The organism is Alteromonas profundi, from assembly GCF_010500865.1.
GTDB classification, from domain to species: domain Bacteria; phylum Pseudomonadota; class Gammaproteobacteria; order Enterobacterales; family Alteromonadaceae; genus Alteromonas; species Alteromonas profundi.
In genome coordinates this window covers 58,903-85,090 of the sequence record NZ_JAAAWN010000017.1, presented here as the reverse complement: position 1 = coordinate 85,090, position 26,188 = coordinate 58,903, and the positions used below count along the sequence as shown (strand labels likewise).

Sequence of the window (26,188 nt, the reverse complement as noted above, 5' to 3'; positions counted from 1 at the left end):
AAACCCACATTGAAGCGGTGGAGGAAACAGCAGAAGTCTGGCGCAAACGGCTATTTGATATCAGTTGGTTTATGCGTGCATTAAATGAGTATATTGCCAGAGCTGCCAATAAAGAAGACGACTGCACTGGGCACTTCTGGGAAGGGCGGTTTAAATCGCAAGCGCTATTAGATGAATCGGCCCTTGCCGCCTGTATGGCCTATGTTGATTTAAACCCGGTACGGGCCAAAGTAGCAAAAACGCCAGAAACTTCTGACCATACCAGCATTCAATACCGTATTAACGCCGCCAGGGTAGGTAAAACGCCCAAGCGACTCATGCCTTTGTTAGGCAACTCAAACCAAGCCATGACTCAGGGGTTACCTTTTACCTTGCCCGATTACCTTCAGCTTGTAGATATAACCAGCCGGTATATTCACCCAAACAAGCGAGGAAAGGTAGACCATAGTCTGCCCACTATACTAGAGCGCCTTAATATAGAACACGAGCAATGGCTAACTTTAACCACACAATTTGAAACCTGCTTTAAGCAGGCAGCTGGCAAAGTGGTACACCTTGAACAGTATGCCCACAATCAACATCAACAACGGGTACAGGGACGACAAAACGCCAGGCGATTACTGGGGTAGCGGTGCATCTAAATAACCAATTCGCTAAATTTACCACCCCTTTTACCACCACTTCACGCTAGCGAACAAATCCCCTAAGGCGAAAATAAGGCTTACACGCACATCTATAATAACTGACAATCCCCAACATAGATAAAGTTACCTACATTAATAACTTCCTGAAAGTGATCATGCATGCCACTTTCCATTTCCAAATGTGCCTGTCTTGATTAGTATCTTGAAACTCAAAGAGACAGGCATAAAAATCGAAGTGTAAATATGCCTGTCTTCTTTAGTAGTGCTGCGGCACATTACCAAGGCGAGCGCCCTCTTCGATAACATAATAGTCCTATAACGTAATTTCTTTCGCATTTTCGGCATCGTTGTAGGCATATGACATAGATAGTTGAGTGTCAGGTGTTAGGTTGTACGACATATCAACTTCAAATCCTTGGCTTTGCGCTTCGCCAATCGCTTAGATCGAGCCGTCACCTGCAGGGCTGCTTGCTAATATGTTATTTTCCTTAGTTGCAAATATTGTTGTTGTCGCTTTTTAAACAAGCCAGTCCGCATAGATAGGACATGCATCACCACCCAATAGAAGATTTCGCTTAATCAGATGCAGATACGCTGAAGTGAGGTAAATCAAAGGCTTAATCACTAGTAGGCTGACTACAGCATTGCTAAAAATACACAGAAGGACGCGGGATTTGGCTTGCAGTGGTTTGAGGGAGGGCTTGGAGGAAAGTATCAACGGGCAGAACAAACTGCCCGTTTGCAATCTAATTGATTAAATACTCACCCGCTTATACGGCCGATATTCTGCTTTCCAGAAATTTTTCTCAATACTTTGCTCTAACGCCTCATCAGAGAGCTCTAAGGCTAACCCCTGTTCCATCGCCACCTTGCCTACCGCAAAGGCAATATGACGACTCAACTGGGCTATCTCGGTTAAAGACGGTAACAGAGAACCCGTTCCGTAATTAACCAAAGGCGAAGCATCGGCCAGCGCGTTGCTTGCAGCCATAAGCATTTCATCGCTAACACGTTTGGCCTTTGCAGCAACCACACCTAACCCGATACCCGGGAAAATATACGCGTTATTACACTGGGCAATAGGGAAGGTTTTATCATTGTACACTACCGGCTTAAAAGGGCTTCCGGTAGCGATAACAACTTCGCCTTCCGTCCACTGAATAACCTGTTCAGGGCGAGCTTCAACCTGTCTTGATGGATTGCTTAGCGGGAAAATAATAGGTAAGTCACAATTTTGCTTCATGGCACGAATTACTTGTTCAGTAAACAGGCCAGGTTGCCCCGAAACACCAATTAAAACGTCAGGCTGCGCGCAGTGCATAACGTCTAACAAAGACGCATAGTCGCCGCTAAAGGTCCACTCGGCTAAGTCTGCTTTTTGCTGCTGCAGTTTTTGTTGGAAGTCGCGTAACCCTTCCATCCCCTCAGTAAGCAATCCAAACCGGTCTATCATAAACACTTGTTTGCGAGCTTGTGAATCGTTCAAACCTTCGTGCACCATTTGCTGAATAAGCATTTCGGCAATACCGCAGCCAGCTGAACCGGCACCAACAAATGCCACTTTCATCTGTGAAAGCTTTTGTTTTTTCATGCGACAGGCGGCCAAGATAGTGCCTAACGTAACAGCGGCGGTACCTTGTATATCATCATTGAAACAACATACTTCGTCCCGGTAGCGGCTAAGTAGCGGCATGGCATTAGGTTGGGCGAAGTCTTCAAATTGAATTAACACATCTGGCCAACGGCGTTTAACTGCGTTGATAAACATATCAACGAATTCGTCGTAATCGGCCTGCCCTATTCGTGGGTGACGCGCGCCCATATACATGGGGTCGTTAAGCAATTTTTCGTTGTTCGTTCCCACATCCAACATAACTGGCAACGTATAGGCTGGGCTTATCCCGCCACAAGCGGTGTACAACGAAAGTTTGCCGATTGGGATACCCATTCCGCCGATACCTTGATCGCCTAACCCTAAAATCCTCTCACCGTCAGTAACAACGATAACCTTCACTTTGCGCTTAGTGGCGTTGCGCACAATATCGTCTAACTGATGACGCTCTTCCCACGACACAAATAGGCCTCTGGAGCTACGATAGATGTCAGAAAACTGTTCGCAGGCATCCCCCACTGTAGGGGTATAAATAATCGGCATCATCTCATCAATATGCTTTTGAATTAGCCGATAAAACAAGGTTTCATTGTTATCTTGAATGGCACGTAAATAAATATGCTTATTTAGGGCCTCGTCAAAACTACTGTATTGCAAATAAGCACGTTCCACTTGCTCTTCAATGGTTTCATACCGCGGTGGTACGAGCCCGGTTAAGTTGAACGCTGCCCTTTCTTTCGCCGAAAACGCGCTCCCTTTATTAAGGAGCGGTGTTTCTAACAATGAGGGTCCGGAATGAGGAATATAGAGATATCGCTGTGAATCTTCTGACATGGGTTTTCCGATTTTTATTTTTTAGGCAATCACAAACCTGCTCCAAAAGCGTGCCTCAGGCACCGCTTTGTTTAGAAAATTTCTTCTGGTTCAGGTCTTGTTGTAGTGTCCTTCTCTGCAGGGTCCACCACCTCATCGTCTCTAACATAAGATGTCGGTTCAGTCCCTTGCAAAAAATACTCGAACAGTGTGGTATGGTCTGACCGCCGGGTCAACTTACCAGTGGTCCGATCAATGCGAATTCGTACAATTTTCTCTGGTACCGGCATGGGTGAATAGGGTTTATCGGCCAATGCATGCTGCATAAAGCGTATCCACGCGGGTTCCGCTGCCTTCGCCCCATCTTCGGTACCAATTAAAGCGTTCCCTATCCAGTTAAATTTCTCTGGATTACGATTAATCAGGTTTTGATTGCGGGTAGCACGGCCGAGTTGACGACCCATGTTATCAAACCCTACCCAGGTTGTTGCCACTAGGTCACGGTGAAAACCACTAAACCAGGTATCTCTGGAATCATTCGTTGTACCGGTTTTCCCCGCGATATCGGTTCTTTGCAGAATATTTCTGGCACGCCAGCCTGTCCCCATCCAATAGGTCTTTTTATTCCAATTGCCATTTGTACGCACTGCTGTTCGCATCATTTCGCCCACCAAAAACGCGTTTTGAGGGGTAATAACTTGTGGTGCCATCATTTTCTCTTCATTGTCGCTATTCGCCAGCAGCACATCTTGATTCAATTGTGCTTCTAACTTTGCTTCAATATCGTCATCGGCAATATCTGCTGCTTTTGCCACTTCCGCGTCACGGCTACAGCGCGCACATGCCCAAACTGGATTGGCTTTCCATAGCTCATTACCGGTTTCATCTAAAACCCGGCTAATAAAGTGCGGATTAATTAAGTACCCGCCATTAGCAATTACTGCCATCGCTCTTGCTACTTCTAAAGGAGAATGAGAACTCGAACCTAATGATACGGTTTCATCTAGCGGAATATCATCAGGATCAAAGCCAAACCGCGTAAGGTAGTCAGCGGTCTTTCGCAATCCCACGCCCCGTAATAATCGCACAGAAACCACGTTTTTAGACTTACCTAAGGCTTTACGCATGCGTATTGGGCCATCGTACTCTGCCGGTGAATTTTGAGGACGCCAAGCTACACCCGTTGCCGCATTCCACTGGTTAATTGGTGCATCATTAATTATTGAAGCCAATGTATAACCGCTGTCTATGGCAGCAGAATAAATGAAAGGTTTAATATTAGAGCCTACCTGACGTTTTGCTTGTGTCGCTCTATTGAATTGACTTTGATAGAAACTATATCCGCCCACTACCGCTTCAACGGCACCGTTTTGAGGGTTCAACGCGATAAATGCGCCGCTCACTTCTGGCAGCTGTGCAATGCGCCATTCGCCCTCTTGCTGGCGAATGTAAATAACCGCTCCAGGTTGGGTGATATCGCTCGCCGTTTCAGGCTCATCTCCTTGGCGAAAATCGGTAATATACCGGCGTGCCCAGTCAAGCCCTGTCCACGCTATCGTACGACTGACACCATTAACATCCAGTACAGTAATAGACTTTTCTTCCATACCCATTACAACTGAAGGAACAAGGGGTTTAATATAGGGTACTTCTCTTAATACCTCGACAATCTCATCTTCCGTCCAATCCTGCTGGCTTGGCTTTTCAGATAGGTCAACACTCACCGATAATTGCGGAATTTTATCATCAGTTGAAGTGGGATCCGGCGCATTAAATAGGTAGCCTAACGGCCCTTTATAACCGTGACGTTCATCATAATCATGAAGGTTTCTAACTACCGCTTTTTGCGCCGCTAACTGCACATCGGCAGTTGCAGTGGCAAATACTTGATAGCCGCCGGTCTCTGCTTCTTCTTTACCGTATATTTCTACCATTTCGTTGTAAATGATATCGGCAAGATAAGGTGCATCTACTTCTATTTCTGCGCCGTGCTTACGGGCAGTGACAGGCTGGTTTGCCGCTTCATCAAACTCAGCTTTGGTAATGTAGTTTTCATCTAACATGCGTAAGAGTACTACTCGTCTACGCTCCACCGATTGCTCAGGCCCACTAATAGGGTTAAGCAACGAAGGGGCTTTAGGAAGCCCGGCAATGGTGGCGAGTTGCGCTAAAGTAAGCTCAGAGAGAGGTTTGCCAAAATAAACTTGTGCGGCCGCACCGAAACCGAACGAACGATGGCCTAGCTCAATTTTATTAAGATAAAGCTCGAGAATTTCTTTCTTGCTGAGTACTTGTTCCATGTGCCAGGCGATAAAAATTTCTTTTATCTTGCGAATATAGGTTTTTTCCCGCGACAAAAAGAAGCCACGGGCTAACTGCATGGTAAGCGTACTCGCTCCTTGTTTCTTCTCACCTGTGACCACCAAGCTGAGTGCCGCACGCGCAATACCGATAGGGTCGATACCATGATGCTCATAGAAGCGGCTATCTTCGGTAGCCAAAATAGCGTTGATAAGCTGCTCTGGTACTTCCTCAAGTTTTACTGGGATCCGCCGTTTAACACCATATTGGGAAATTAACTTTCCATCCTTGGTATATATCTGCATGGGCGTTTGTAAACGAACATCCTTCAGTACAGTGACGCTAGGCAGGTCGGGTTTGATATAAAAATATATACCAACCACTGCAGCACAACCAAGCAAGACGGAAAGGAACGCGAGTAATATAAGTGGTTTAATGTATTTCACTGTTTAAGAATACCAAGGCATTTTCGTGGAAATGACGTATATTTTTATACGTATGTGTTATCTATAGAACCATACATAGAAAAAAATTTAAGTAGTATTGTACTTTAGAGCAACTACCTTTGAAACCGGACACTTGCAAATGAAATCGCTGTTTAAGAAAAAGCTGCCCCCTATTGTGGGTTTAGACATAGGCACCCGTCAAATAAAAGCGGTGTGGCTAGAGCAAACAGCTGACGGTTACATATTGCAGGGGTACGCCTGTGAATCAATTAATAAAACTGCCTTTAACGAACGTGACATTAAAGACTACGAAGCGGTGAGCTTAGCATTAAAAAAGGTAAGAAACAGTTTAAAAACAAAGCTAAAACAAGCCAATGTTGCGGTGGCAGGTTCATCAGTAATTAGCAAAATTGTATATATGGACCCTGACCAAAACGATTTTGAGCTCGAAACCCAGATTGAGTTAGAAGCCGATAGTTTAATCCCCTATCCGCTTGAAGAAGTGTATTTAGACTTTGAAGCGTTGGGCGAAAGCGAAACCTATGCAGGCAAAGTAAATGTGTTACTTACTGCTGCGCACAAAGATTTAGTAGATAGCCGCTTGTTGTTAGCAAGGGAAGCGAATTTTGAACCTAAAATTGTGGATGTCGAAAATTATGCCATAGGTAATGCCATCGACTTTTTCTATCCCCATGAAGATGACGCTCCCCCTATCTGCTGCGTCAATGTAGGCGCCTCGTTATTGCAAGTAAGTGTGTGGCAAAATGGAAACGTTATCTATAATAAAGAGCATGTCTTTGGCCTGAATAACCTCGTTAATGACCTTAGTGCCATTCACATGGTTGAACGGGAAGAGGCGGAACGTCAGTTGCTTGATGAAACCTTGCCTGAAAACTGGGTAGAAGATACCTTGCCAATGTTCGCCGCCAACTTACAACAAAACATTAACCGCGCGTTGCAAATGTACATGTCCACGCTAAATGTAGAACGCCCTACCAAGCTTCTGCTAAGTGGTGGCGCAGCGACAATTACCGAACTTGTTGAGATTTTAAGGCAAGATTTAGCACTGGAGATTGATACGTTCAATCCTTTTGAGGGCATGGCCATTAATCATAAATTAGATACTCAACGCCTCCAGAAAATAGCACCTCTTTTAACAATTGCTGCAGGTTTAGCAAGCCGGAGCTTCGTTCCATGGCATATGTAAATTTACTGCCGTGGCGAGAAAAGCTTCGCCAGCATCAAAAACAGCAGTACCTCGCTGGGCTAGTCGCTGTGTCTGCCATAGTCGGTCTTATCTTTTGGTTTATAGGCCAGGCTATCGACCAGCAAATTAACAATCAAAATGCCAGAAATCAGTTTTTAGAGCGCGAAATACGTCTGTTAGATGCGCAAATTGCGCAAATTCAAAAAGTAAAAGAAAGTAAAAATGCCATTGAACAGCGAATGGCACTAATTGAGCAATTGCAGGCAAGCAGAAACGTGGCCCCTATTGTGTTTGACGAATTGGCCAAACTCGTCCCCTCAGGAGTGGCCTTTAGGTCGATGACCCGCACAGGTAACCAAATTAATATTGAAGGCATAAGCGACTCTAACAATCACTTGTCTGACTTTATGCGTGCACTTGATCTTTCTTCGGTATTTTATGCCTCTGAACTTTCATCAATTAAAGCGGATGTTGATACCTCTCGGGCCGTAAGCAACTTTACCCTAACCTTTAAGATTAGCCCCAGCGTGGCGCCTATGAATACTGCTGTTGAAGGAGAAGGGGAATAATGGCGTTTGATTTTTCTAAGCTAAAAGAGCTCAATGAGCTTGATATTGAGCAAGTGGCAATTTGGCCAAAAGAAATACGCATTGTTGTAACGACCTTCGTGGCGGTGTTAGTTGGGGCATTGAGTTACTATCTCATTGTTAGTCCTAAACTACCTATCCTTGATGCTGTTGAGCTAAAAGAACAAGAGCTGAAGTTACAATTTGAAGCTAAACATCGCATTGCGGTGAACTTACAGGCGTATAAAGATCAGTTGGCACAAATTGAGAAAGATTTTTCCTCGATGCTTAAAAGCCTGCCAACCAACAACGAAACACCGGGTCTTTTAGACGATATAACCTATGTAGGTACCAGTTCTGGGTTAGCGTTTGAACTACTGAATTGGCAGCAAGAGGTGCCAAAAGAGTTCTATACAGAGCTTCCTATTGAGATGGAAGTGACCGGCGGTTACCATAATTTCGGCGAATTTGTGTCTAAAATTGCTGACCTACCGCGTATCGTAACACTACATGATTTTACTATTACCCAACAAGACAGTGAATTGAGCCTTCAGTTACAGGCTAAAACATATCGCTCAGAAAATAGTTCGCCTCTTGAAGAGGCACAGCCATGAAAACGCTAATCTTCGTCGGTGTTTTACTTCTATGTACGACAGCCTGTTCACCTCAACTCGATGACTTGGCTGCGTACACCGAAAACGTGCGCGCCAATGCGGTGGTTAATATTGAGCCTTATCCTGAATTTAAAACGCACCCTTCTTTTGTGTATAGCGCGGGGCACAAACGTAGCCCCTTTATTAAGCCAAAAGATAAGTCGGCGCCTGTGGCAAAAGCGCGCCAAGCTAACTGCTTACAACCTGACTTTCAACGGTCTAAAACAAAATTAGAGGCCTATGGATTAGATGCGCTTGCTATGGCCGGTCGCTTTAATACCAAAGGTGTGACGTGGGCATTAATTACCAGCAACGATGGTGTACTACACAAAGTGAAACTTGGTAGCCGCATTGGGCTATTTTACGGCAAGGTTACTGCCATTAATAAAAATTCGATAACCATAGAACAGTTGTTGCCCGACGGAGCTGGCTGTTGGCAGAAAAAAGAAACCAGATTGACAGCGATGTCGTCGGCAGGAGAAGAATAATGGCTGAGCGTTACATTTTTAATAAATCGTTGAACCGCCGAGGACTAGGATGGTATTGGTTTTTCGCAGCGCTTATTACCTTGTTTGCTTTTACTTTGCTCTCGAAGAAATCGTTAGCCGATGAGCCTGAACTGGTGAATTTAGAGACCAGCGTAACGTCGGCCGCCGAAACAACATTAACCCACATAGACTTTACCCGGGATGGCGCAGATAAGGGTATTGTGTTGGTCACCCTAGACGGTCAAATACCCACGCCCTCGCTAATTGAAGCGCAAGGTAAAGTAACCCTTACTCTTCCTAACACGCAATTAAATAGCGACCAATTAGTTGAGTTAAATGTGGTAGAATTTGCTACCCCAGTAAGTGCCATTGAAACGTTTCAAGACGGCGAAGACGCCCGTATTGAGGTTCGTTACAGCGGCGATGTACTCGCCAGACACACTATTAACGACTCACTATTACGTATTGAAGTGCAGCCAATGGCGGCCACAGCAGAAGCCCAGATAGGCAACAGTAAACAATACACGGGCGATCCTATCTCGTTAGATTTTCAAGATGTGCCTGTTCGCCAAGTTTTGCAAATTATCGCCCAAGTGAACGGGTTTAATTTGGTCACCACCGATACAGTGAACGGCAACGTCACTATTAGCTTATCAGGGGTGCCATGGGACCAGGCTTTAGATATGATTTTGCGTGTGAGGGGGCTAGATAAACGTTTAGAAGGGAATATTCTTCTAATCGCCCCGATTGAAGAGCTAATGGCACAGGAAACCCAGGCCCTCCAATCGAAAAAGCAAGTATCCGATTTAGCCCCTCTGCATACCGTGAATATTGCCGTAAATTATGCCAAAGCTAATACACTTGCGACCATTTTAAAGTCGCCAGAAGGCGGCATTCTCTCTGATCGCGGTTCAGTTACCGTAGATGAGCGAACCAATACTATGTTAATACGCGATACATTAGCGTCTATTGATGAAGCGCGCGATATGATTAGGGTTTTGGATATCCCAGTAAAACAAGTGCTTATTGAAAGCCGTATGGTTACGGTGCTAGACAACGTGGATGAACAACTTGGTGTACGCTGGGGGTTTAGCGACAGACAAGACGACAATGGCGTTTCAGGAAGTATCGAAGGCGCAGATACCATTGCTAGCGGTAGCGTTCCGAGCATAGATGATCGCCTGAACGTCAACCTTCCGATAACCGGCGCAGCAGGTACCATAGGGTTTCAAGTCGCAAGCTTAATTGACGGCACAATTTTAGACCTTGAATTGTCGGCACTAGAGTCGGAAAACAAGGGGGAAATTATTGCTAGCCCACGTATAACAGTCGCTAATCAGCAAGAAGCATACATTGAACAAGGTACGGAAATTCCTTATGTCCAAGCAACGTCTAGTGGCGCAACCTCTGTCGAGTTTAAAAAAGCAGTGTTATCGCTAAAGGTTACCCCTCATATAACCCCGGATAATCGTATTATTTTAGATTTAGTAGTGACCCAAGATACCCGCGGTGAAACGGTATCCACATCCACGGGTGATGCCGTGGCTATAGACACCCAAGAAATTAAAACGCAGGTATTGGTGGAGAACGGAGAAACTATCGTTTTAGGCGGGATTTTCCAACAAACCAGTTCAGATGGGGTGACAAAAGTTCCTTTATTTGGTGATTTACCTGTTTTAGGCGCGCTTTTCCGCCAAACATCCGAGTTACAACAAAAACGAGAGCTTCTCATTTTTGTTACCCCGAAGATCATCATGGAAAAGCCCTAAGCTCTTAATTTATATTTATAAAAATGCTACACTCACGCGGCTTTAGCCCACTGTGGTTGAAGTTTTGGCGTGGCTTTTTGACACAATAGCAGTAATAGTTTTCAACAATGCTTGCAACGCCTTACGAGAAACTGAGATAATCGCGCTCTCGAAATTTTAGCGAGGTTTAAGGAGTAGTGCTTATTGGACACTAAATAGGCACAGGTCAATGGGTAGGCTGGTAAGGCAACAGTGCGCTGCCCCTAACATGATTAAGTTGTGATATAAGCAAATATGGCTGAAAAACGTAATATCTTTTTGGTTGGTCCAATGGGCGCTGGTAAAAGCACCATCGGTAGACACCTAGCAGACGAACTTCACCTTGATTTTTATGATTCTGATCAAGAAATCGAGCGCCGCACAGGTGCAGACATTGCCTGGATCTTCGACCTTGAAGGTGAAGACGGGTTTAGAAAGCGTGAAGAAACCGTTATTAACGACCTCACTGACAAGCAAGGTATCGTACTTGCGACGGGCGGTGGCTCAATAGTGACAAAAGCGGTACGTAATCGTCTGTCTGCTCGTGGCATCGTTGTTTACTTGCAAACCACCATCGACAAACAAGTGGCACGTACACAGCGCGATAAGCGTCGTCCATTATTGCAAAATAACGATCCTGAACAAATACTTCGTGATCTTGCTGAAACACGCAACCCTATGTACGAAGAAGTCGCTGATTATATTGTTGATACCGATGATCAATCGGCGCGCGCAGTGGCGAACCAAATTATTGGTAAAATTGGTCTATAACAAACAAAATTGAATAGGAGGTGCTACGCCCATGTCAACCTTAACTGTGGAGCTTGGAGAACGTAGCTACCCTATACAAATAGAGGCTGGGTTGCTGTCGCAATCTGGCCTTTTTGCTTCTTACATTAAAGGCCCATTGGCCGTTATTGTTACCAATGAAACCGTAGCACCACTGTATCTAGACAAAGCCATTGCTGCCTGTGGTGATAAGCAGGTAGAAACCATCATATTGCCCGATGGCGAGCAGCATAAGAACTTAGTTCAATACGAAGTTGTTATGACGCGTCTGCTTGAGATCAACGCGGCCCGTGATACCACCCTCATTGCATTAGGTGGGGGGGTTATTGGTGATTTATGTGGATTTGTTGCTGCCACCTATCAACGCGGCGTTCCCTTTATTCAAGTACCAACCACCTTACTATCCCAGGTCGACTCTTCGGTGGGGGGTAAAACAGCAGTGAACCATCCGCTGGGTAAAAACATGATAGGCGCTTTCTATCAGCCGATTTTTGTTGCTATCGACACAGATTCATTAGCCACCCTGCCTGAGCGCGAATTTGCCGCAGGCATGGCCGAAGTGATTAAGTATGGCATTATTTACGATGCGCCTTTCTTTAGCTGGCTAGAAAAAAATATTGACGACTTAAAAGCTTTAGACACCACATGCTTAAGCCAAACCATACAAAGATGCTGCGAAATAAAAGCCGAGGTAGTAGCAAAAGATGAGCGCGAAGGCGGCCTACGCGCTATTTTAAATTTAGGGCACACATTCGGTCACGCTATTGAAGCCGAGCAAGGCTACGGTAACTGGCTGCATGGCGAAGCCGTATCCGCTGGTACTATAATTGCTTGTGAAGCGGCAGAGCAGTTAGGTTGGTTTGATACGTCAGAAACTCGTCGTGTTCGCGCTTTATTTGAAGCCTTCGCCTTACCCGTTAAAGGCCCGTCGTCAATGCAAAAAGACGATTACGTAAAACATATGAAGCGAGATAAAAAAGTAGAAGCGGGCAATATCCGTTTTGTACTGCCTAAAGGCATGGGGCATGCTGTTGTCACAAAAGACGTAACCGACCAAATACTTGCTCAAATTCTGTGATCTCGCGCAACGCGAGAATACAGGGGTGATTTTATTTCAGTTAGTCTTGTTGTTTCATAACCACAAGACTAATTTTTATGGGGTTTAGCGCATGCACAGCGATCTGCATGAACGTCTTGAATACTTGGTCAATTACTCCTCTCAGCTAATCTTTGTTAGCGGCGATTCTATTGCAGAACAACAGAAGACTTTAGAAGCCTTTGTATTTCAGCAGCATGACGATACCGAAATAGCCTATTTGACCGCCGAGGAAAATATGGAAATTTCCGATTATCGGCGGCAGCTTTGCCGGCAGTTACTCGGCCAAGTTGTGGGCAGTTTTGTACGCCCCCTTAACGAACTACTCTCTGCGTTAAATAATTTCGAAGGGCCAGTACTCATTGCCATTACGCAAGCTCAGCATATGCCAGATAAACTCCTTCAAGAACTCTGGGATTTAGTCTTGCAAAGCCGCTTTGCAGGCAATAAACAACACCTTAATGTATTGTTGTTTGCCAATACTCAATGGGCGGAAAATGCCAAACAATGGTTACCGGCAAAAAATACTGAAACGCCTTTGCTAATTAGTAGTCAATCAATCTCACTCGAACAGCCGGTCTCGGAACTCGATAAGATGATGGCACAACGGCGCGCGGCCTTTCAAGCCCACCTTGACCAGCGGCGTTTGCCCGCCCAGCCGTCTTCGCGAAACCTATTCAGGTCGCCGTGGTTCTATACTGCTATTACGCTACTATTTTTGGCCCTTTTTGGCGGGCTTGTTACCTGGCAGTATGGTAATGCATTGTCGTCATTATTTTCGCCTATAGCGCCCCGCACAGCTCCTGAAACCACACAGGTGGCGCCGGGCTCTGCTTACGATCAAATTACCGACAGCCAGCCTGCTTTAATTGAACAAGAAAGCCCTGCCACAGTAAAGGCCACGTCGAACTCTTCACTTGTGACAAACTGGCAAGAGGCAGTTGATACGTTGCCTGACACACCGCAGACCATAGCTGAAGTCACACCTTCGCCCGCCAATGCGTCTATCAACCTTGAAGGGCCTACCGCCAAGAACGGTGATAGTGAAAATACTAGCGGCGCCGGGGAGATAAACAACGCAGCGAAGCCCGTGTCAGAGCAAAGCTCCTCGGTACCAATCCCGGTAACCGTGAGGGTAGAGGAAACCACAACAACGCCGGACACCACTGCGCTTGAACCACGGTCCAATGATGACAGCGCTATATCACCTAAAGCGGGCACACAACCTCAGCATGTTGAACAATGGCTTAAGGCCAGCGAGTTCGCTATTCAAATGATGGGCATGGCCGATATTAATGCCATTCATCAGTTTATTGCTGAGCATCAGTTAGAAGAGGTAGCCGATATCTATAAAACCCGCCGCTATGGTGGCAACTGGTATGTTATGGTTTATCATCAAGCCTACCCCACATTGCAAGATGCTCGAGAGGCGGTTCAAAGACTGCCTAACTATCCCACAAAAGGTGATGCCTTCGTTAAAAGCGGCGCGCAAGTATTAAGAGAAATTGCATTAGCTGATGAACAATAGTTCACCAAGCTGAGGGGTTTCCCCCAAATGAAACAAAGAAAATATTGTAGTTATGTGTTTCTAGGTTGTCGGTTGTTGCGTTGAAAGATACAATCTATGTTTAGCGTGGTACTGCCATTAATGGCGCCATTCCTCACAAATTACGCCTCACTCGGCGATAAACGGATAGACATACCGTCTAACTCCGTGCAGGTAGTAACGTTTTAGCATGATGCAAAAGAAAAACCGGGCATTTTTAAAGTGGGCCGGTGGAAAGTACAGCCTAGTAGAGCACATACAGGCCCGGTTACCACAAGCTAATAAACTCATAGAGCCGTTCGTGGGCGCGGGCTCGGTATTTCTTAATACCGACTACAAGCGCTACCTGCTAAATGATATTAATCCCGATCTTATCAACCTATATAACTTGCTAAAGGTACAACCTGACGCACTCATTAATGACGTGGGTACGTTTTTTTCATCCCGCTACAATGATGAGGCTATGTATTACAGCCTTAGGGATGAATTCAACGGGACGCAAGATGAATATTACCGCGCTATACTTTTTGTCTATCTAAACCGCCATGGGTATAACGGTCTATGCCGATACAGCTTAAGCGGCAAATTCAACGTTCCTTTCGGTCGGTATAAAAAGCCCTACTTCCCTGAAGAAGAAATGTTTATTTTTTCGCAACGCTCGCAAAAAGCAACGTTCACCTGCTTGCCTTTTGAAAAGGTGTTTAGCCGTGCCCGTCGAGGCAACGTCATCTACTGCGATCCACCTTATGCACCCATAAGTAAAACCGCCGCGTTTACCAGCTATGCGTCACGAAGTTTTGGCCAACCTTCACAGGAAAAACTAGCCGAGCTAGCAGCCCGTACTGCGAAAACACGTGGTATCCCGGTGCTTATTTCAAATCACGACTTACCCCTCACCCGCGAACTCTACCAAGGTGCTGATTTTAGCATGTTGTCGGTTAAACGCTCCATCAGTCAAAATGGTGCGAACCGAAAGCCTGTAGATGAAATATTAGCGTTCTTTCCGCCCACCGTTATAAAGCCTAAGCCCCTTGTGAGAAAAAAGAGAAAGAAACCGCATAGCGCAAACGAAACGCTGAAATAACTAGCCAACTTCGATGCCATGCACGTTTTCCCGCGCATAGTAAGCAGCGTCTATAGAGTACGTAAATATGAAGGGATTAGATAAGGGTTTGTTTAGCTTTGCGTCAGCCACTTAACCAGCACCATAAGGCCAGTTACAAGCAATACAACAAGAATAACACCTAATACGATAAAGCTAATAAAGGTGCCTTTTGTGAAGTCTCTTTCGTAATTGGCGTGGCTTTGTACACCAAAAAAACTCGCTAATACGCTTAACAAAACAGACCAAAAGCTTGTGCCCGATTGCTGACTCATGGTTTACGCATCATTAGAGGATGGGGAGAAATCACCTTTACTGTCGTCGCCATGAAGCAACTCTAGCAAATCTAAAAAGTGAAACTGAAATGAAGGTGACTTTCCTGCAATCCAAGAAAACCAGCTTACTTCGGCAACATCGTCGCGAATTCTGGCACATTGGTTTTGCACGTGGCTGGCGGGTAATTGAGGGTTAAATTCCGTAACTGGCTGAAATTCGCATACAGCTACATCCACATTGCTGCGAGGCGTGAGGGTAGCAGTGAGCACCGTAATAGCACTAAACAATGCGAAAAAAGAGATAACTTTCATCCTGAAAAACCTATTAGCCCGTTAAAGGTATTTCCCTAGTATAACCAAAGTTGGTCAGTGAACAAGCAAAAACGCCTAAGATAATTTCTTAGGCGTTGCTTATTTTCATTAAAAGCGCACTGAATTATTACGCTTACAGTTCGAAGTCAACGCCATAGCTAACTGCGAATTTAACTGAGTCATTGTCGTAGGCGTCCGCACCTGCGTCGTCTAAGTCAGTACCCGTAATTGCGAAGCTAAAGCCGTCTTTAGAAATAGACACGCCGTAGTCTGCATAACCGTCTGGAACGCCATTGAAGTCTTCAGCGAAATCACCTTGGTGATAACCTACGTGTAAACCAAGCTCCGCACCATTAAGTACCGGAATACCATAATCTACTGAAATATAAGACGCTTGCCCAAACCCGTAATCACGCCCTTCACCTTCATCGGCTTCAGTATGTGCAAGTAGTGACAAGGTGGCGCTTAGTGCACCATAGCCTACGGAACCATATACTTCGGCGAAATCGAAGTTAGCTTCATCATCGTAGTTGTAATATAGATAACCGACATCATACGAGAAATCGCCTGACTCACCTGAAAAACCAAAATAAAGATCATGTTCGTATGAGTAAACATCGTCTGCGCCGTAGTTTACGTTTGATACCCATGTACCCGCGTAAAAACCGCTTTCGTTTGCGTAGTCGATACCGCCCTGTACTGCTGCATCGTTAGTAGTTTGCGTTAAACCACGCCAAATGTAGTTACTTGTCACGCTTGCATTAGCAGTAATTTCTGCATAAGAAGGGGCAGCTGCAGCTAAGCTTGCAGATGTTACCGCGACAGCCAATAAGGCCTTTTTAAATGATGCTTTCATGTGTGTTCTCCAGTCAATTCAAATACTTGTTGTAGTTTGTTTTCTGTCATGTTTTTTCTTATGTGTGACAAGAGAAGAGCAAAAGCGATGCCCATTTATAAAAGCCTTTAAAAATTAACCAACTTAATCCTAAGCTTCTGAATTATTTAGTTAAAATTTTGTCACCTTGGTGTTGCCTAATTGCGCATTAACAATATAGGTGCAGCCGAATGCACCTATATAGAGCGAACTCACCAATATTGGGCACTATTCAATCAATAAAAATAATGTGAGCCCCCTCTTCACTTGTCTTAGCCGCTATGGGGCAAAATACGCATTCCCAGCTTTTTTCATTCCCGGTATTTCGGTAAACTCTAGGCACTTGCCCTATAATCTGCAGCGCCTTGCGTTAAGGAAGAAAAATGAAACCTTATTGGATTGCTCCTTCAATTTTATCTGCTGACTTTGCTCGCTTAGGAGAAGAGGTTGAAAACGTGCTCAAGGCTGGTGCAGATGTAGTGCACTTTGATGTGATGGATAATCATTACGTGCCTAACCTCACCTTTGGCCCGATGATTTGTGAAGCATTGAGAAAATATGGCATCACCGCCCCCATAGACGTGCACTTGATGGTTAAGCCCGTTGATGAGCTTATTAGTAAATTCGCCGATGCCGGCGCTAGCTTCATTAGTTTTCACCCTGAAGCATCTGAACATGTAGATCGTTCGTTACAGTTAATTATTGATGCAGGGTGCCAGCCGGGGCTAGCTATAAACCCCGCCACCCCACTGCACTATCTTGACCATGTGATGGATAAACTGCATCACATACTTATGATGTCGGTAAATCCAGGTTTTGGGGGTCAGAAATTTATCCCTAGCACCCTTGATAAAGTGCGCGCGGTAAAACAGCGTATTAACGAAAGTGGTCAAGATATACGAATAGAAATTGACGGTGGCGTAAAAGTCGATAACATTCGTGCCATCGCCGAGGCAGGCGCAGACATGTTTGTTGCTGGCTCTGCAATATTTTCGCAACCAAACTATCAACATGTCATTGACGACATGCGTAACGCATTATCAAGCCTCGACAAGGCATAATTTTTTATTTTCACAGGTATTTATCATGAGTAATAAACCCGTTGTATTAAGTGGCTGTCAGCCTTCCGGACAATTAACCCTTGGCAACTATATGGGTGCACTTAAGCAGTGGGTTTCCATGCAAGACGATCATGACTGTCTTTATATGCTAGTGGACTTACACGCCATTACTGTACGTCAAGACCCTAAAAAACTGTTTGATGCGTGTTTAGATGGCCTGGCGCTTTATTTAGCCTGCGGTATCGACCCACAAAAAAGCACCTTGTTTGTACAATCGCACGTGCCTGAGCATGCTCAGCTATCATGGGTACTCAATTGCTATACGCAAATGGGCGAACTTAACCGGATGACCCAGTTTAAAGACAAATCTGCTAAGAATGAGAACAATATTAATGTTGGGCTTTATAGCTACCCTGTGCTTCAGGCTGCAGATATTCTTGCCTATCAAGCTGATAAAGTGCCGGTAGGTGAAGATCAGAAACAACACTTGGAACTAACCCGTGATATCGCAACCCGGGTAAACAATTTATACGGTGATGTCTTTAAACTACCAGACCCTTATATTCCGGAATTTGGGGCCCGTATTATGAGCTTACAAGAGCCGAATAAAAAGATGTCTAAGTCAGACACTAATCCGAACAACTTCATTGGATTACTGGAAGAGCCTAAGAAAATAGCGAAAAAAATCAAGCGCGCGGTTACCGACTCTGACGAACAGGCCAATATCTACTTTAATCCTACGGAAAAAGCGGGTGTTTCCAATCTGTTAACCTTGCTTTCTTTGGCCACTGGAAAGTCTATCGACAGCTTAGTGCCTGAATACGAAGACAAGATGTATGGCCACCTTAAAGGCGACGTAGCTGATGCAGTGGTAGCCTTAATAGAACCCATACAACAGCGCTACACTGATTTACGTAATAATCGCGATTACTTAAACCAAGTAATGCGTGAAGGGGCAGATAAAGCGTCACGTCGCGCTGCAGTAACCTTAAAAAATGTCTATGAAGCAATAGGTTTTATTCCTAAGCCCTAAGGCGAAATAGAAAAAGGGCTAGGTAGTAGTGCTGCTTTTAATTGATAATTTCGACTCGTTTACGCATAACCTAGCGAGGTACTTTACCGAGCTAGGTATAAACGTTGAAGTGGTTCGCAATAATGCAGTTACTATCGCAGATATTGAAGGTTTATCGCCTAGCCATTTAGTTATATCACCTGGTCCGTGTACGCCTAACGAATCAGGCATCAGCCTTCAAGCCATTCGTCACTTTCAATCCTCCTTGCCTATTTTAGGGGTCTGCCTCGGTCATCAGGCTATTGGTCAAGTATTTGGGGCTACGGTGGTCGGTGCTAAAGAAATTAAGCACGGCAAAGTATCAGAATTACACCACACGAATAAAGGGCTATTTAGCGGCTTGCCTACGCGCTTCAATGTTACCCGATATCATTCACTGGTTATTGAACCTAGTACCCTACCCGCTTGCTTAAACGTAGATGCGTGGTGCATGACAGATGACAACCAAAAAGAAATTATGGCCCTGTCTCATAAATCACTGCCAATATGGGGCGTACAATATCACCCTGAGTCACTACTAACCGAATATGGACATGATGTGCTTAAGGCCTTCCTTACCGCCTAACGTCTGATGTATATACTTAAATATATACGTGAGTACACTTGAGTATAAAAAACGCCATCAAGTTGTAAGCTATCTTGCCGTTATAATAGTGCGGCTTTAAACTCGCATTTATGGTTGTTTTTGTTTACTTTTTATAGATGCCTCTGGGTTCTTTAAACAGTAAACCAAGATACATGGCTTGATGACGTTAAAATAAGAACAAGGTAGGGTAAATGTACGCCACTAACGCGCACACGCATGAACAGCTATTGAGCAGGAGCTTTATAAAGATGACGACCACGCCGTCGACGCCTATATCTCTGGATGAGCGCTTTGAGAATCTACTTATTTCTCCAGAGCGGGCCATGAAACTGGCAGGTAAACGCACCCCTGGTGAAATTAGCTTTGCGCAATCTGAGCAAGGCGATGCGCGTCGCCGTCTTTTACACGTTGAAAAAGAGGCAATTGAGAATAAGCGCTTACAAGCACTTTCTGAAGCCTCTTATATTGACAGCGTCAGCCATTACCTTCATGAGGTATTAATTGGCGAGCTTAGTGAGCAACTCTCTTTTACTAACGAGCTTTTTACCCAAACACTTAATTTAAGCGAGGATGTAGGCGGGTTGCTTGATGCGCTGGCCGTGCGCGCTACCTCTATATCAAAAGTAGAGCCCTTTGCCGCAGGCTTACCATGGCTATACGATGAGTTGATGCAAGTGGTTAATTCGGCACAGTTTCGCCGGCGTGATTCAAAGGGGCGAGTTATTGTCGTAGAAACCTTAAGAACCGCGTTAAGCTTTTTGGGAATAGAGAATTTGCGCCTAATTATCCCCTCATTAGTGCTAAAGCGAGCGATGCCGCAAATTACCGATCCTTACCCATGTATTAAACTTAAACTATCTCAGTTTTCTCATGGCTCGGCAGTAGCTGCTATGCACATTGCCCCCCGGTACAAGCTTCGCGCGAACGATGCATTTACTTTTGGCATGCTTAGCCAGCTTGGTCGTTGCGCAGTGATACGTCTTTATTTCAAGCTATTTGATAAAGTGCATTTGCACCTTTTACAAGAGTGTCAGAAAGATAAAGAGCGTCAGCGCCACGATGCCCTGTTAAAAATAGCTCCTTCTGCGAACTACTTAGTCGCCATTCAAGAAGAGTTCGCTGAAAAAGTGGCCGCTGATGTTCTTGAAAATATGATGCTTAAGCGTATGTTTTTAGGTAATGCTATGCGTCAATGTGCACAGAATAACCCGGGTGAAGTAGGTTCTTTACCTAAAGTGCTTGAACAGGCACGCACCTACACTAAGGTAAGAATGTTACACCAGTCTAAATTAGTCACTATGCCCGAAGTGAAACCCATATTTAGAGCCCAGCAGTATCCCGCTGGCTTATTAGAAACCTTAAAATCTGTCGATATTTTCACCCTTCCGGTATCAAGAGACGAAGAAAATAGTTAAAATTTTGTGGGTATTCATGCATCTAGGAATAGCCATCTCGCTAATACTTAGATGCCTCACCTTCCCCCTTCTATCGCTTTCCTATGCTCACTAGTGCGCTTAATTTCTACGCATTGTGAGTAGATAAAAACAATATGGCTTAGCATTAAATAGTTATTCACTTTTCCTGCAAATTAAGCCACAGTCCTTATTTATAAAGGGCTGCAGCCATTCACAAACAAGACATTCAATATCATAAATGGCATACTATGCGGCGAATTTGTTTATTATTTGCGCCTTTTACTCATAAATAGTAGTAGGCGCCTTATGCAGAGGTAACAAAGATGAAAGTAACTCGCGCAACGTTTGATGATGTGATGGTACCTAACTATAACCCCGCAGGTATGGTTCCTGTCCGCGGTGAAGGGTCTCGCGTCTGGGATCAGAATGATGCTGAGTACATCGACTTTGCAGGCGGTATTGCAGTAAACGTTTTAGGCCATTGCCATCCTGAGCTAGTTAGCGCGCTTAAAGAGCAAGGCGAAAAGCTATGGCATTTGAGCAACGTATTTACCAACGAGCCAGCCCTACGTTTAGCAACCAAGCTTACCGATGCAACATTTGCAGAAAAAGTGTATTTTGCTAACTCGGGTGCTGAGGCCAATGAAGCGGCACTGAAACTGGCGCGTCGCTGGGCCATCGACAAGCACGGTGAAGACAAAAACCAAATTATCGCGTTTAACAAAGGCTTCCACGGTCGCACCTTCTTTACCGTAACGGTAGGTGGGCAAGCCGCTTACTCTGATGGTTTCGGCCCTAAACCTGGTGCAATCGAACATTGCGATTACAACGATCTTGCTGCCTTTGAAGCCCTTATTTCTGACAAAACATGTGCCGTAATGATGGAACCTCTGCAAGGTGAAGGTGGCATTATTTTACCTGACGCTGAGTTTGTTAAAGGTGTACGAGAGCTTTGCGACAAGCACAATGCGCTACTTATTTTTGATGAAGTTCAATCGGGCGTGGGCAGAACTGGCCACCTATACGCGTACATGGGTCTAGGTGTGACACCTGACATTTTAACGACGGCTAAATCACTAGGTGGTGGTTTCCCTATTGGCGCTATGCTAACCACTACTGATATTGCATCACACTTAAAACCAGGTACCCACGGCAGCACATACGGCGGTAACCCGCTTGCGTGTGCAGTGGCAGAACGTGTACTCGACATTATTAATCAACCCGAAGTTTTACAAGGCGTTTTAAAGAAAGAAGCGCTATTTAGAGAACTGCTTGGTGCGATTAACGACAAGTATCAGGTTTTTGATGAGGTTCGAGGTCAAGGTATGTTACTTGGCTGTGTACTGAACGAGAAATACCAAGGCCGCGCAAAAGACTTTATGACCGCGGCAACAAACGAACACCTTATGTGTTTGGTCGCTGGTATGAACGTCATTCGCTTTGCCCCGTCTTTGGTTATTCCAGATGAAGACATTAAAGTTGGCTTAGCCCGTTTTGAGCGTGCTGTAGCTGCTGTCGTAAACGCTGACTAATCCATTACTTGCGAGCAAGCGAACATGAATGTAATTCGCCCAATCAGACAATCTGACTATCAGTCGCTCCATGATATTGCCGTTGAATCGGGGATCGGGTTTACCTCGCTCCCTGTCAACGACGAACTATTGCAGCGAAAAATTAGCCGTGCAGAACTGGCCTTCAACAAAAAAGAAGTAACTCAACCAGGCGACGAGTCATACTTGTTTGTAATGGAAGATACGCGTACCGGCGACGTAGTGGGTACCACGGGAATTGAAGCTGCAGTAGGTATAGATGACGCGTTTTACCACTATCATCTTAGTAAAGTAGTGCATGCATCACGTGAGTTAAACATTCACAACACGGTGGAAATCTTAACCTTCTGCAACGACTATACCGGCGTAACCGAAATATGTACTTTGTTCTTACGGGAGCAAGCCCGCGGCGGTATTAATGGTCGCTTTCTGTCGAAGGTTCGATTTTTATTCATGATGGAACACAGGGAGCGTTTCTCTGAAACCATCATCGCCGAAATGCGAGGCGTGAGTGACGAAAAGGGCCGTTCACCCTTTTGGGAATGGTTAGAAACCCACTTCTTTTCGATGGACTTCCCCACCGCTGACTACCTAACGGGTATTGGAAATAAGGTATTTATTGCTGAGCTTATGCCCAAATACCCTATTTACGTCAACTTGCTAAGCAAAGAAGCGCAGGCGGTAATTGGTCAGGTACACACTAAAACGCGACCTGCCCTGCAATTGTTGCAAGAAGAAGGCTTCAGTTGCCGAGGTTACGTAGACATATTCGATGCTGGCCCCACCGTAGAGGCAAACTTGAGCCATGTACGTACCGCCCAATCAAGTTTGAAACTGCCAGTGGTGATTGATGATGCCACCGCGGCACAAGGTCAAACGCACTATATTATTAATACGTCGGTGGCCGATTTTCGCGCAGTAGCCACTGAAATGACTATCAGCGAAGAAAAACAGGTGGCGGTTTTAACCCGCCAAACTGCGGCCGCGCTGAATGTTGCGGAAGGCGACATGGTGCGTTTTGCACCTGTGACATTTCCAGACTAAGAAGGACACTCACATGCTACACACACATTATATAAACGGTGAATGGGTTGCCGGTGAAGGTCACCCGTTAGCCTCTATCGATCCAGCTAAAAATGTTACCATCTGGGAAGGCAAATCTGCCTCACCAGCACAAATTGATACAGCACTAAGTGCAGCTCGTGAAGCCCTTACCGGTTGGAGCATGAAAACCGTTGAAGAGCGCTTAGCGATAATTAAAGTATACGGCGAAAAATTAGCTGACAACAAAGAACACCTCGCTAAAGTGATAGCGCAAGAAACCGGTAAACCCGAGTGGGAAACGGCCACTGAAGTAGGTGCAATGATGGGGAAAATAGGCATTTCAGAAAAAGCCTATTTTGAGCGTACGGGCAATGTGGAAAACCCCATGCCGGTAGGCAAAGCCTTCATTCGCCATAAGCCCCATGGTGTTGTAGCCGTTTTTGGCCCCTATAACTTCCCTGGTCATTTACCTAATGGCCATATCATTCCTGCGCTTATAGCGGGTAACACTGTAGTATTTAAACCTAGCGACCTAACACCTATGGTGGCACAGGAAATGGTTAAACTATGGGATGCTGCAGGTTTGCCCGCTGGCGTACTAAACTTGGTGCAAGGCGAAGTAGAAACAGGTAAGGCATTGGCCTCACATAACGAAATTGATGGCCTATTCTTTACCGGTAGTTCACGTACTGGAAAAATTCTACACGAACAGTTTGCCGGTCATCCGGGTAAAATTTTAGCTTTAGAGATGGGTGGAAATAACCCGCTTATCGTTAAAGACGTAAATGACATTGATGCTGCGGTACACGATATCGTGCAATCTGCGTTTATCACTTCTGGTCAACGCTGCACCTGTGCTCGTCGTCTGTTCTTGCCATTAGGTGAACGTGGCGATGCTATTCTGGCACGCCTAATTGACGTCACTAAAGCGATTAAGGTAGGCGATTACGACGCCAAGGAACAGCCTTTTATGGGCGCAATGATTTCATCTGCGGCAGCCGCGGGAATGGTTAGCGCACAAAATCAACTCGAAGCGCTAGGCGCAAATGTACTGGTACGCTTAGAACAAAGCGATAAGAGCAAAGGCTTCGCTACGCCGGGGATTATCGATGTAACAGATATTCTCAAAGATTTACCCGATGAAGAACACTTTGGTCCGCTACTAAAAGTCATTCGATATAGCGATTTCGACACTGCCATTAAGCAAGCCAACAACACCAGTTTCGGGCTTTCTGCCGGCTTACTTGCAGATAATGAAGACGATTATAAATATTTCTTTGCCCGTATACGCGCCGGCATTGTGAACTGGAACCGTCCGATTACGGGAGCAAGCAGCGCGGCACCGTTTGGTGGTATTGGCGATAGTGGTAATCATAGAGCAAGTGCTTTCTACGCGGCTGATTACTGTGCCTATCCCGTATCTTCAGTAGAGTTGGATAAAGTTACCTTGCCGGGTAAATTAAGCCCTGGGCTATCGTTGTAAGAAGGATTTGAATGTTATGCACAGCAACATAGATACTTTGTTTGCCAATATGTGGGATGACTACGTGGCTATAACGCCCTCGGCGTATAAGATTCACGCACTATTGGCCGGAGAAGAAAACACCAGTGAAATTGTAAACGATCATGTGGCGTTTAGAACGTTTGCGTTAGATAAGACTGCGTTGGATAAGCTTGCCGCCCACTTTCTCGCTCTCGGTTACGAAGAAAAAGGCGACTACAATTTTGAAGCTAAAAAGTTAACGGCAAAGCACTTCGAACATCCTGATGATACCCAACCAAAAGTATTTATCAGTGAACTTCGGGTGAATGAGTTATCGCAACAAGCACAAGCCATCATTGAAAGTTTAGTTGCACAGATGGACGGCGAGCAAGTTACTGCAGATAACTTTTTGTATTCAGGACGTCATTGGAAGGTGAGTAAGGCCGACTACGACACCTTATTGAATGAATCTGAATACGCTGCATGGCTAGCAGCATGGGGCTTTCGCGCCAATCACTTTACCGTAAGCGTAAACCACCTAAGCAGTACCAATGAGCTTGAGGAAGTGAATACATTACTTAAAGATGCAGGTTTTGTATTAAACACTTCCGGCGGTGAAATTAAAGGCGGCCCAGAGGTGTACTTGGCTCAATCGTCAACCATGGCAGACAGCGCTGAGGTTGCGTTTAGCGAGGAAACCCTTGCTATCCCAAGTTGCTTTTACGAGTTCGCACAACGTTATACCATGGACAATGGCAAACTTTATCAAGGGTTTGTTGCGGCCTCTGCGGATAAAATTTTCGAAAGCACCAACGCCAAGTAAATGTAAACGCCAAGCACGCCTGTGCTTGGCAATGTACAGTTAGTGCTTATCGAAGTACAGATAAACTAAACTCGTAGGTATGCGGCGTTTCTGTTTGATGGATTTCCCGTTCTAAATGGCAATCATAAAATTCAGCCGCCGCGTCCATTACCCCTTCTGCTAAAGCGTGAAGATCACGGGTCGAATAATAGTGCAGACGCATGGCTGTATCGGTACGAGAAAGTACAGTAAAGCGTGGAATGGTGGCATCCGGGTTTACTTTTTTCACCCTGTCATCAAGTTCACTGTCTACCCATGTTAATAGATTCAGCAAACCTTCTTGCTCAGTCAGCAGTTCTCGGTAATCATCGGCTAAACGGGCGAATAAATAGCGGCCTATTTCATGTAACAACGCATTCGCCGATTTGCCAGTTCTTTCTACCAACACCTCCACCATGCGCTGCATGTGCTCATAGGGATAATTTTTTGCAACGGCGTAATCCCTCACACCCGACAACCTTGCTTGTGACATGACCTCGTTTGCGAAATCTGGCGAGGCTTCCGTCTCCAACATATCTATAAGCGATGTAAAGACGATCCCTAACATATTGCCTCCTGTTCACGCTATAGAAACTTACTGCTTCATATATAGGCTGACAGCGAG

The 26,188-nt window shown here is 45.2% G+C and carries 24 protein-coding genes; 18 read left to right on the top strand and 6 right to left on the bottom strand.

Going from position 1 to position 26,188, the window contains the following annotated elements; all coding sequences use genetic code 11:
* A partial coding sequence (locus tag GTH32_RS13145) for a transposase (RefSeq protein ID WP_425482370.1) occupies window positions 1-629 on the top strand: 629 nt, incomplete at its 5' end.
* A gap of 769 nt (window positions 630-1,398) precedes the next feature.
* Here the strand turns inward: GTH32_RS13145 and GTH32_RS13140 are convergent.
* Together GTH32_RS13140 and GTH32_RS13135 are read right to left on the bottom strand one after the other, a co-directional pair.
* A complete protein-coding gene (locus GTH32_RS13140) occupies window positions 1,399-3,090 on the bottom strand; it encodes an NAD-dependent malic enzyme (RefSeq protein WP_163086383.1) in 1,692 nt (563 codons plus the stop codon).
* A gap of 71 nt (window positions 3,091-3,161) precedes the next feature.
* Entirely contained in the window at window positions 3,162-5,816 is a 2,655-nt protein-coding gene (locus GTH32_RS13135; protein WP_163086382.1) for a PBP1A family penicillin-binding protein, read from the bottom strand.
* A gap of 139 nt (window positions 5,817-5,955) precedes the next feature.
* On the opposite strand from GTH32_RS13135, the gene pilM reads away from it, so the two are divergent.
* From pilM to GTH32_RS13090, 9 genes are all read left to right on the top strand, one after another.
* Window positions 5,956-7,023, top strand: a complete 1,068-nt coding sequence (pilM, locus tag GTH32_RS13130) for a type IV pilus assembly protein PilM (RefSeq protein WP_163086380.1) — start codon at window positions 5,956-5,958, stop codon at window positions 7,021-7,023.
* The gene (locus tag GTH32_RS13125; RefSeq protein WP_163086379.1) at window positions 7,011-7,592 is read left to right on the top strand and encodes a PilN domain-containing protein; all 582 of its coding nucleotides are present in this window, start codon (window positions 7,011-7,013) and stop codon (window positions 7,590-7,592) included. The genes pilM and GTH32_RS13125 overlap by 13 nt, the downstream gene beginning before the upstream one ends.
* Complete coding sequence (locus tag GTH32_RS13120; RefSeq protein WP_163086376.1) at window positions 7,592-8,203, top strand: type IV pilus inner membrane component PilO; 612 nt, start codon at window positions 7,592-7,594, stop codon at window positions 8,201-8,203. The genes GTH32_RS13125 and GTH32_RS13120 overlap by 1 nt, the downstream gene beginning before the upstream one ends.
* Window positions 8,200-8,730: a pilus assembly protein PilP gene (locus tag GTH32_RS13115; RefSeq protein ID WP_163086373.1), complete on the top strand. Its 531-nt coding sequence runs from the start codon at window positions 8,200-8,202 to the stop codon at window positions 8,728-8,730. The genes GTH32_RS13120 and GTH32_RS13115 overlap by 4 nt, the downstream gene beginning before the upstream one ends.
* Window positions 8,730-10,499, top strand: coding sequence for a type IV pilus secretin PilQ (locus GTH32_RS13110; protein WP_163086370.1), 1,770 nt, complete (start codon window positions 8,730-8,732; stop codon window positions 10,497-10,499). The genes GTH32_RS13115 and GTH32_RS13110 overlap by 1 nt, the downstream gene beginning before the upstream one ends.
* Window positions 10,500-10,772: 273 nt before the next feature.
* The gene (gene aroK / locus GTH32_RS13105) at window positions 10,773-11,288 is read left to right on the top strand and encodes a shikimate kinase AroK (RefSeq protein WP_163086368.1); all 516 of its coding nucleotides are present in this window, start codon (window positions 10,773-10,775) and stop codon (window positions 11,286-11,288) included.
* Window positions 11,289-11,319: 31 nt separating this feature from the next.
* A complete protein-coding gene (gene aroB / locus GTH32_RS13100) occupies window positions 11,320-12,384 on the top strand; it encodes a 3-dehydroquinate synthase (protein ID WP_163086365.1) in 1,065 nt (354 codons plus the stop codon).
* 91 nt (window positions 12,385-12,475) lie between these two features.
* Window positions 12,476-13,930: an SPOR domain-containing protein gene (locus GTH32_RS13095; RefSeq protein ID WP_163086362.1), complete on the top strand. Its 1,455-nt coding sequence runs from the start codon at window positions 12,476-12,478 to the stop codon at window positions 13,928-13,930.
* 208 nt (window positions 13,931-14,138) lie between these two features.
* A complete protein-coding gene (locus tag GTH32_RS13090; RefSeq protein ID WP_163086359.1) occupies window positions 14,139-15,032 on the top strand; it encodes a Dam family site-specific DNA-(adenine-N6)-methyltransferase in 894 nt (297 codons plus the stop codon).
* A 92-nt stretch (window positions 15,033-15,124) separates the two neighbouring features.
* On the opposite strand, the gene GTH32_RS13085 is transcribed toward GTH32_RS13090, so the two are convergent.
* The 3 genes from GTH32_RS13085 to GTH32_RS13075 all read right to left on the bottom strand — a co-directional run bounded on the left by GTH32_RS13085 (window position 15,125) and on the right by GTH32_RS13075 (window position 16,493).
* A complete protein-coding gene (locus GTH32_RS13085) occupies window positions 15,125-15,325 on the bottom strand; it encodes a DUF2970 domain-containing protein (RefSeq protein ID WP_163086356.1) in 201 nt (66 codons plus the stop codon).
* Window positions 15,326-15,328: 3 nt separating this feature from the next.
* On the bottom strand, window positions 15,329-15,637 hold the full coding sequence (locus GTH32_RS13080) for a hypothetical protein (RefSeq protein ID WP_163086354.1): 309 nt from the start codon (window positions 15,635-15,637) through the stop codon (window positions 15,329-15,331).
* Between the two features lie 133 nt (window positions 15,638-15,770).
* On the bottom strand, window positions 15,771-16,493 hold the full coding sequence (locus tag GTH32_RS13075) for a TorF family putative porin (RefSeq protein WP_163086351.1): 723 nt from the start codon (window positions 16,491-16,493) through the stop codon (window positions 15,771-15,773).
* Window positions 16,494-16,894: 401 nt separating this feature from the next.
* Here GTH32_RS13075 and rpe point away from each other — a divergent pair, with 401 nt between their 5' ends.
* The 8 genes from rpe (at window position 16,895) to GTH32_RS13035 (ending at window position 25,545) form a co-directional block, all read left to right on the top strand.
* Window positions 16,895-17,572, top strand: a complete 678-nt coding sequence (rpe, locus tag GTH32_RS13070; protein WP_163086349.1) for a ribulose-phosphate 3-epimerase — start codon at window positions 16,895-16,897, stop codon at window positions 17,570-17,572.
* A 25-nt stretch (window positions 17,573-17,597) separates the two neighbouring features.
* Window positions 17,598-18,605 (top strand): tryptophan--tRNA ligase, encoded by a 1,008-nt coding sequence (gene trpS, locus GTH32_RS13065; RefSeq protein ID WP_163086347.1) that lies wholly within the window; start codon window positions 17,598-17,600, stop codon window positions 18,603-18,605.
* Window positions 18,606-18,633: 28 nt separating this feature from the next.
* Window positions 18,634-19,209 carry a glutamine amidotransferase-related protein gene (locus GTH32_RS13060; RefSeq protein ID WP_163086345.1) on the top strand — a complete coding sequence of 192 codons (576 nt, stop codon included), beginning with the start codon at window positions 18,634-18,636 and terminating at the stop codon, window positions 19,207-19,209.
* A 269-nt stretch (window positions 19,210-19,478) separates the two neighbouring features.
* Window positions 19,479-20,645: an HDOD domain-containing protein gene (locus tag GTH32_RS13055; protein ID WP_163086343.1), complete on the top strand. Its 1,167-nt coding sequence runs from the start codon at window positions 19,479-19,481 to the stop codon at window positions 20,643-20,645.
* 323 nt (window positions 20,646-20,968) lie between these two features.
* Window positions 20,969-22,177, top strand: a complete 1,209-nt coding sequence (locus GTH32_RS13050; protein ID WP_163086341.1) for an aspartate aminotransferase family protein — start codon at window positions 20,969-20,971, stop codon at window positions 22,175-22,177.
* A gap of 24 nt (window positions 22,178-22,201) precedes the next feature.
* Entirely contained in the window at window positions 22,202-23,239 is a 1,038-nt protein-coding gene (astA, locus tag GTH32_RS13045) for an arginine N-succinyltransferase (RefSeq protein ID WP_163086339.1), read from the top strand.
* Window positions 23,240-23,252: 13 nt separating this feature from the next.
* The gene (astD, locus tag GTH32_RS13040) at window positions 23,253-24,722 is read left to right on the top strand and encodes a succinylglutamate-semialdehyde dehydrogenase (RefSeq protein WP_163086337.1); all 1,470 of its coding nucleotides are present in this window, start codon (window positions 23,253-23,255) and stop codon (window positions 24,720-24,722) included.
* Between the two features lie 16 nt (window positions 24,723-24,738).
* On the top strand, window positions 24,739-25,545 hold the full coding sequence (locus GTH32_RS13035) for a DUF1338 domain-containing protein (RefSeq protein ID WP_163086336.1): 807 nt from the start codon (window positions 24,739-24,741) through the stop codon (window positions 25,543-25,545).
* 46 nt (window positions 25,546-25,591) lie between these two features.
* Here GTH32_RS13035 and GTH32_RS13030 read toward each other — a convergent pair whose 3' ends face one another.
* On the bottom strand, window positions 25,592-26,131 hold the full coding sequence (locus tag GTH32_RS13030; protein ID WP_163086334.1) for a heme NO-binding domain-containing protein: 540 nt from the start codon (window positions 26,129-26,131) through the stop codon (window positions 25,592-25,594).
* Window positions 26,132-26,188: the final 57 nt, after the last annotated feature.

Excerpts from the sequence above, each read along its gene's own strand:
- GTH32_RS13115 (WP_163086373.1), top strand. The coding sequence starts at position 8,200 with ATGAAAACGCTAATCTTCGTCGGTGTTTTACTTCTATGTACGACAGCC.
- GTH32_RS13030 (WP_163086334.1), bottom strand. The coding sequence starts at position 26,131 with ATGTTAGGGATCGTCTTTACATCGCTTATAGATATGTTGGAGACGGAA.
- GTH32_RS13050 (WP_163086341.1), top strand. The coding sequence starts at position 20,969 with ATGAAAGTAACTCGCGCAACGTTTGATGATGTGATGGTACCTAACTAT.
- aroB (WP_163086365.1), top strand. The coding sequence starts at position 11,320 with ATGTCAACCTTAACTGTGGAGCTTGGAGAACGTAGCTACCCTATACAA.
- rpe (WP_163086349.1), top strand. The coding sequence starts at position 16,895 with ATGAAACCTTATTGGATTGCTCCTTCAATTTTATCTGCTGACTTTGCT.
- GTH32_RS13055 (WP_163086343.1), top strand. The coding sequence starts at position 19,479 with ATGACGACCACGCCGTCGACGCCTATATCTCTGGATGAGCGCTTTGAG.
- trpS (WP_163086347.1), top strand. The coding sequence starts at position 17,598 with ATGAGTAATAAACCCGTTGTATTAAGTGGCTGTCAGCCTTCCGGACAA.
- pilM (WP_163086380.1), top strand. The coding sequence starts at position 5,956 with ATGAAATCGCTGTTTAAGAAAAAGCTGCCCCCTATTGTGGGTTTAGAC.
- aroK (WP_163086368.1), top strand. The coding sequence starts at position 10,773 with ATGGCTGAAAAACGTAATATCTTTTTGGTTGGTCCAATGGGCGCTGGT.
- GTH32_RS13095 (WP_163086362.1), top strand. The coding sequence starts at position 12,476 with ATGCACAGCGATCTGCATGAACGTCTTGAATACTTGGTCAATTACTCC.
- GTH32_RS13090 (WP_163086359.1), top strand. The coding sequence starts at position 14,139 with ATGATGCAAAAGAAAAACCGGGCATTTTTAAAGTGGGCCGGTGGAAAG.
- GTH32_RS13080 (WP_163086354.1), bottom strand. The coding sequence starts at position 15,637 with ATGAAAGTTATCTCTTTTTTCGCATTGTTTAGTGCTATTACGGTGCTC.
- GTH32_RS13125 (WP_163086379.1), top strand. The coding sequence starts at position 7,011 with ATGGCATATGTAAATTTACTGCCGTGGCGAGAAAAGCTTCGCCAGCAT.
- GTH32_RS13120 (WP_163086376.1), top strand. The coding sequence starts at position 7,592 with ATGGCGTTTGATTTTTCTAAGCTAAAAGAGCTCAATGAGCTTGATATT.
- GTH32_RS13140 (WP_163086383.1), bottom strand. The coding sequence starts at position 3,090 with ATGTCAGAAGATTCACAGCGATATCTCTATATTCCTCATTCCGGACCC.
- astA (WP_163086339.1), top strand. The coding sequence starts at position 22,202 with ATGAATGTAATTCGCCCAATCAGACAATCTGACTATCAGTCGCTCCAT.
- GTH32_RS13110 (WP_163086370.1), top strand. The coding sequence starts at position 8,730 with ATGGCTGAGCGTTACATTTTTAATAAATCGTTGAACCGCCGAGGACTA.
- GTH32_RS13035 (WP_163086336.1), top strand. The coding sequence starts at position 24,739 with ATGCACAGCAACATAGATACTTTGTTTGCCAATATGTGGGATGACTAC.
- GTH32_RS13075 (WP_163086351.1), bottom strand. The coding sequence starts at position 16,493 with ATGAAAGCATCATTTAAAAAGGCCTTATTGGCTGTCGCGGTAACATCT.
- astD (WP_163086337.1), top strand. The coding sequence starts at position 23,253 with ATGCTACACACACATTATATAAACGGTGAATGGGTTGCCGGTGAAGGT.
- GTH32_RS13085 (WP_163086356.1), bottom strand. The coding sequence starts at position 15,325 with ATGAGTCAGCAATCGGGCACAAGCTTTTGGTCTGTTTTGTTAAGCGTA.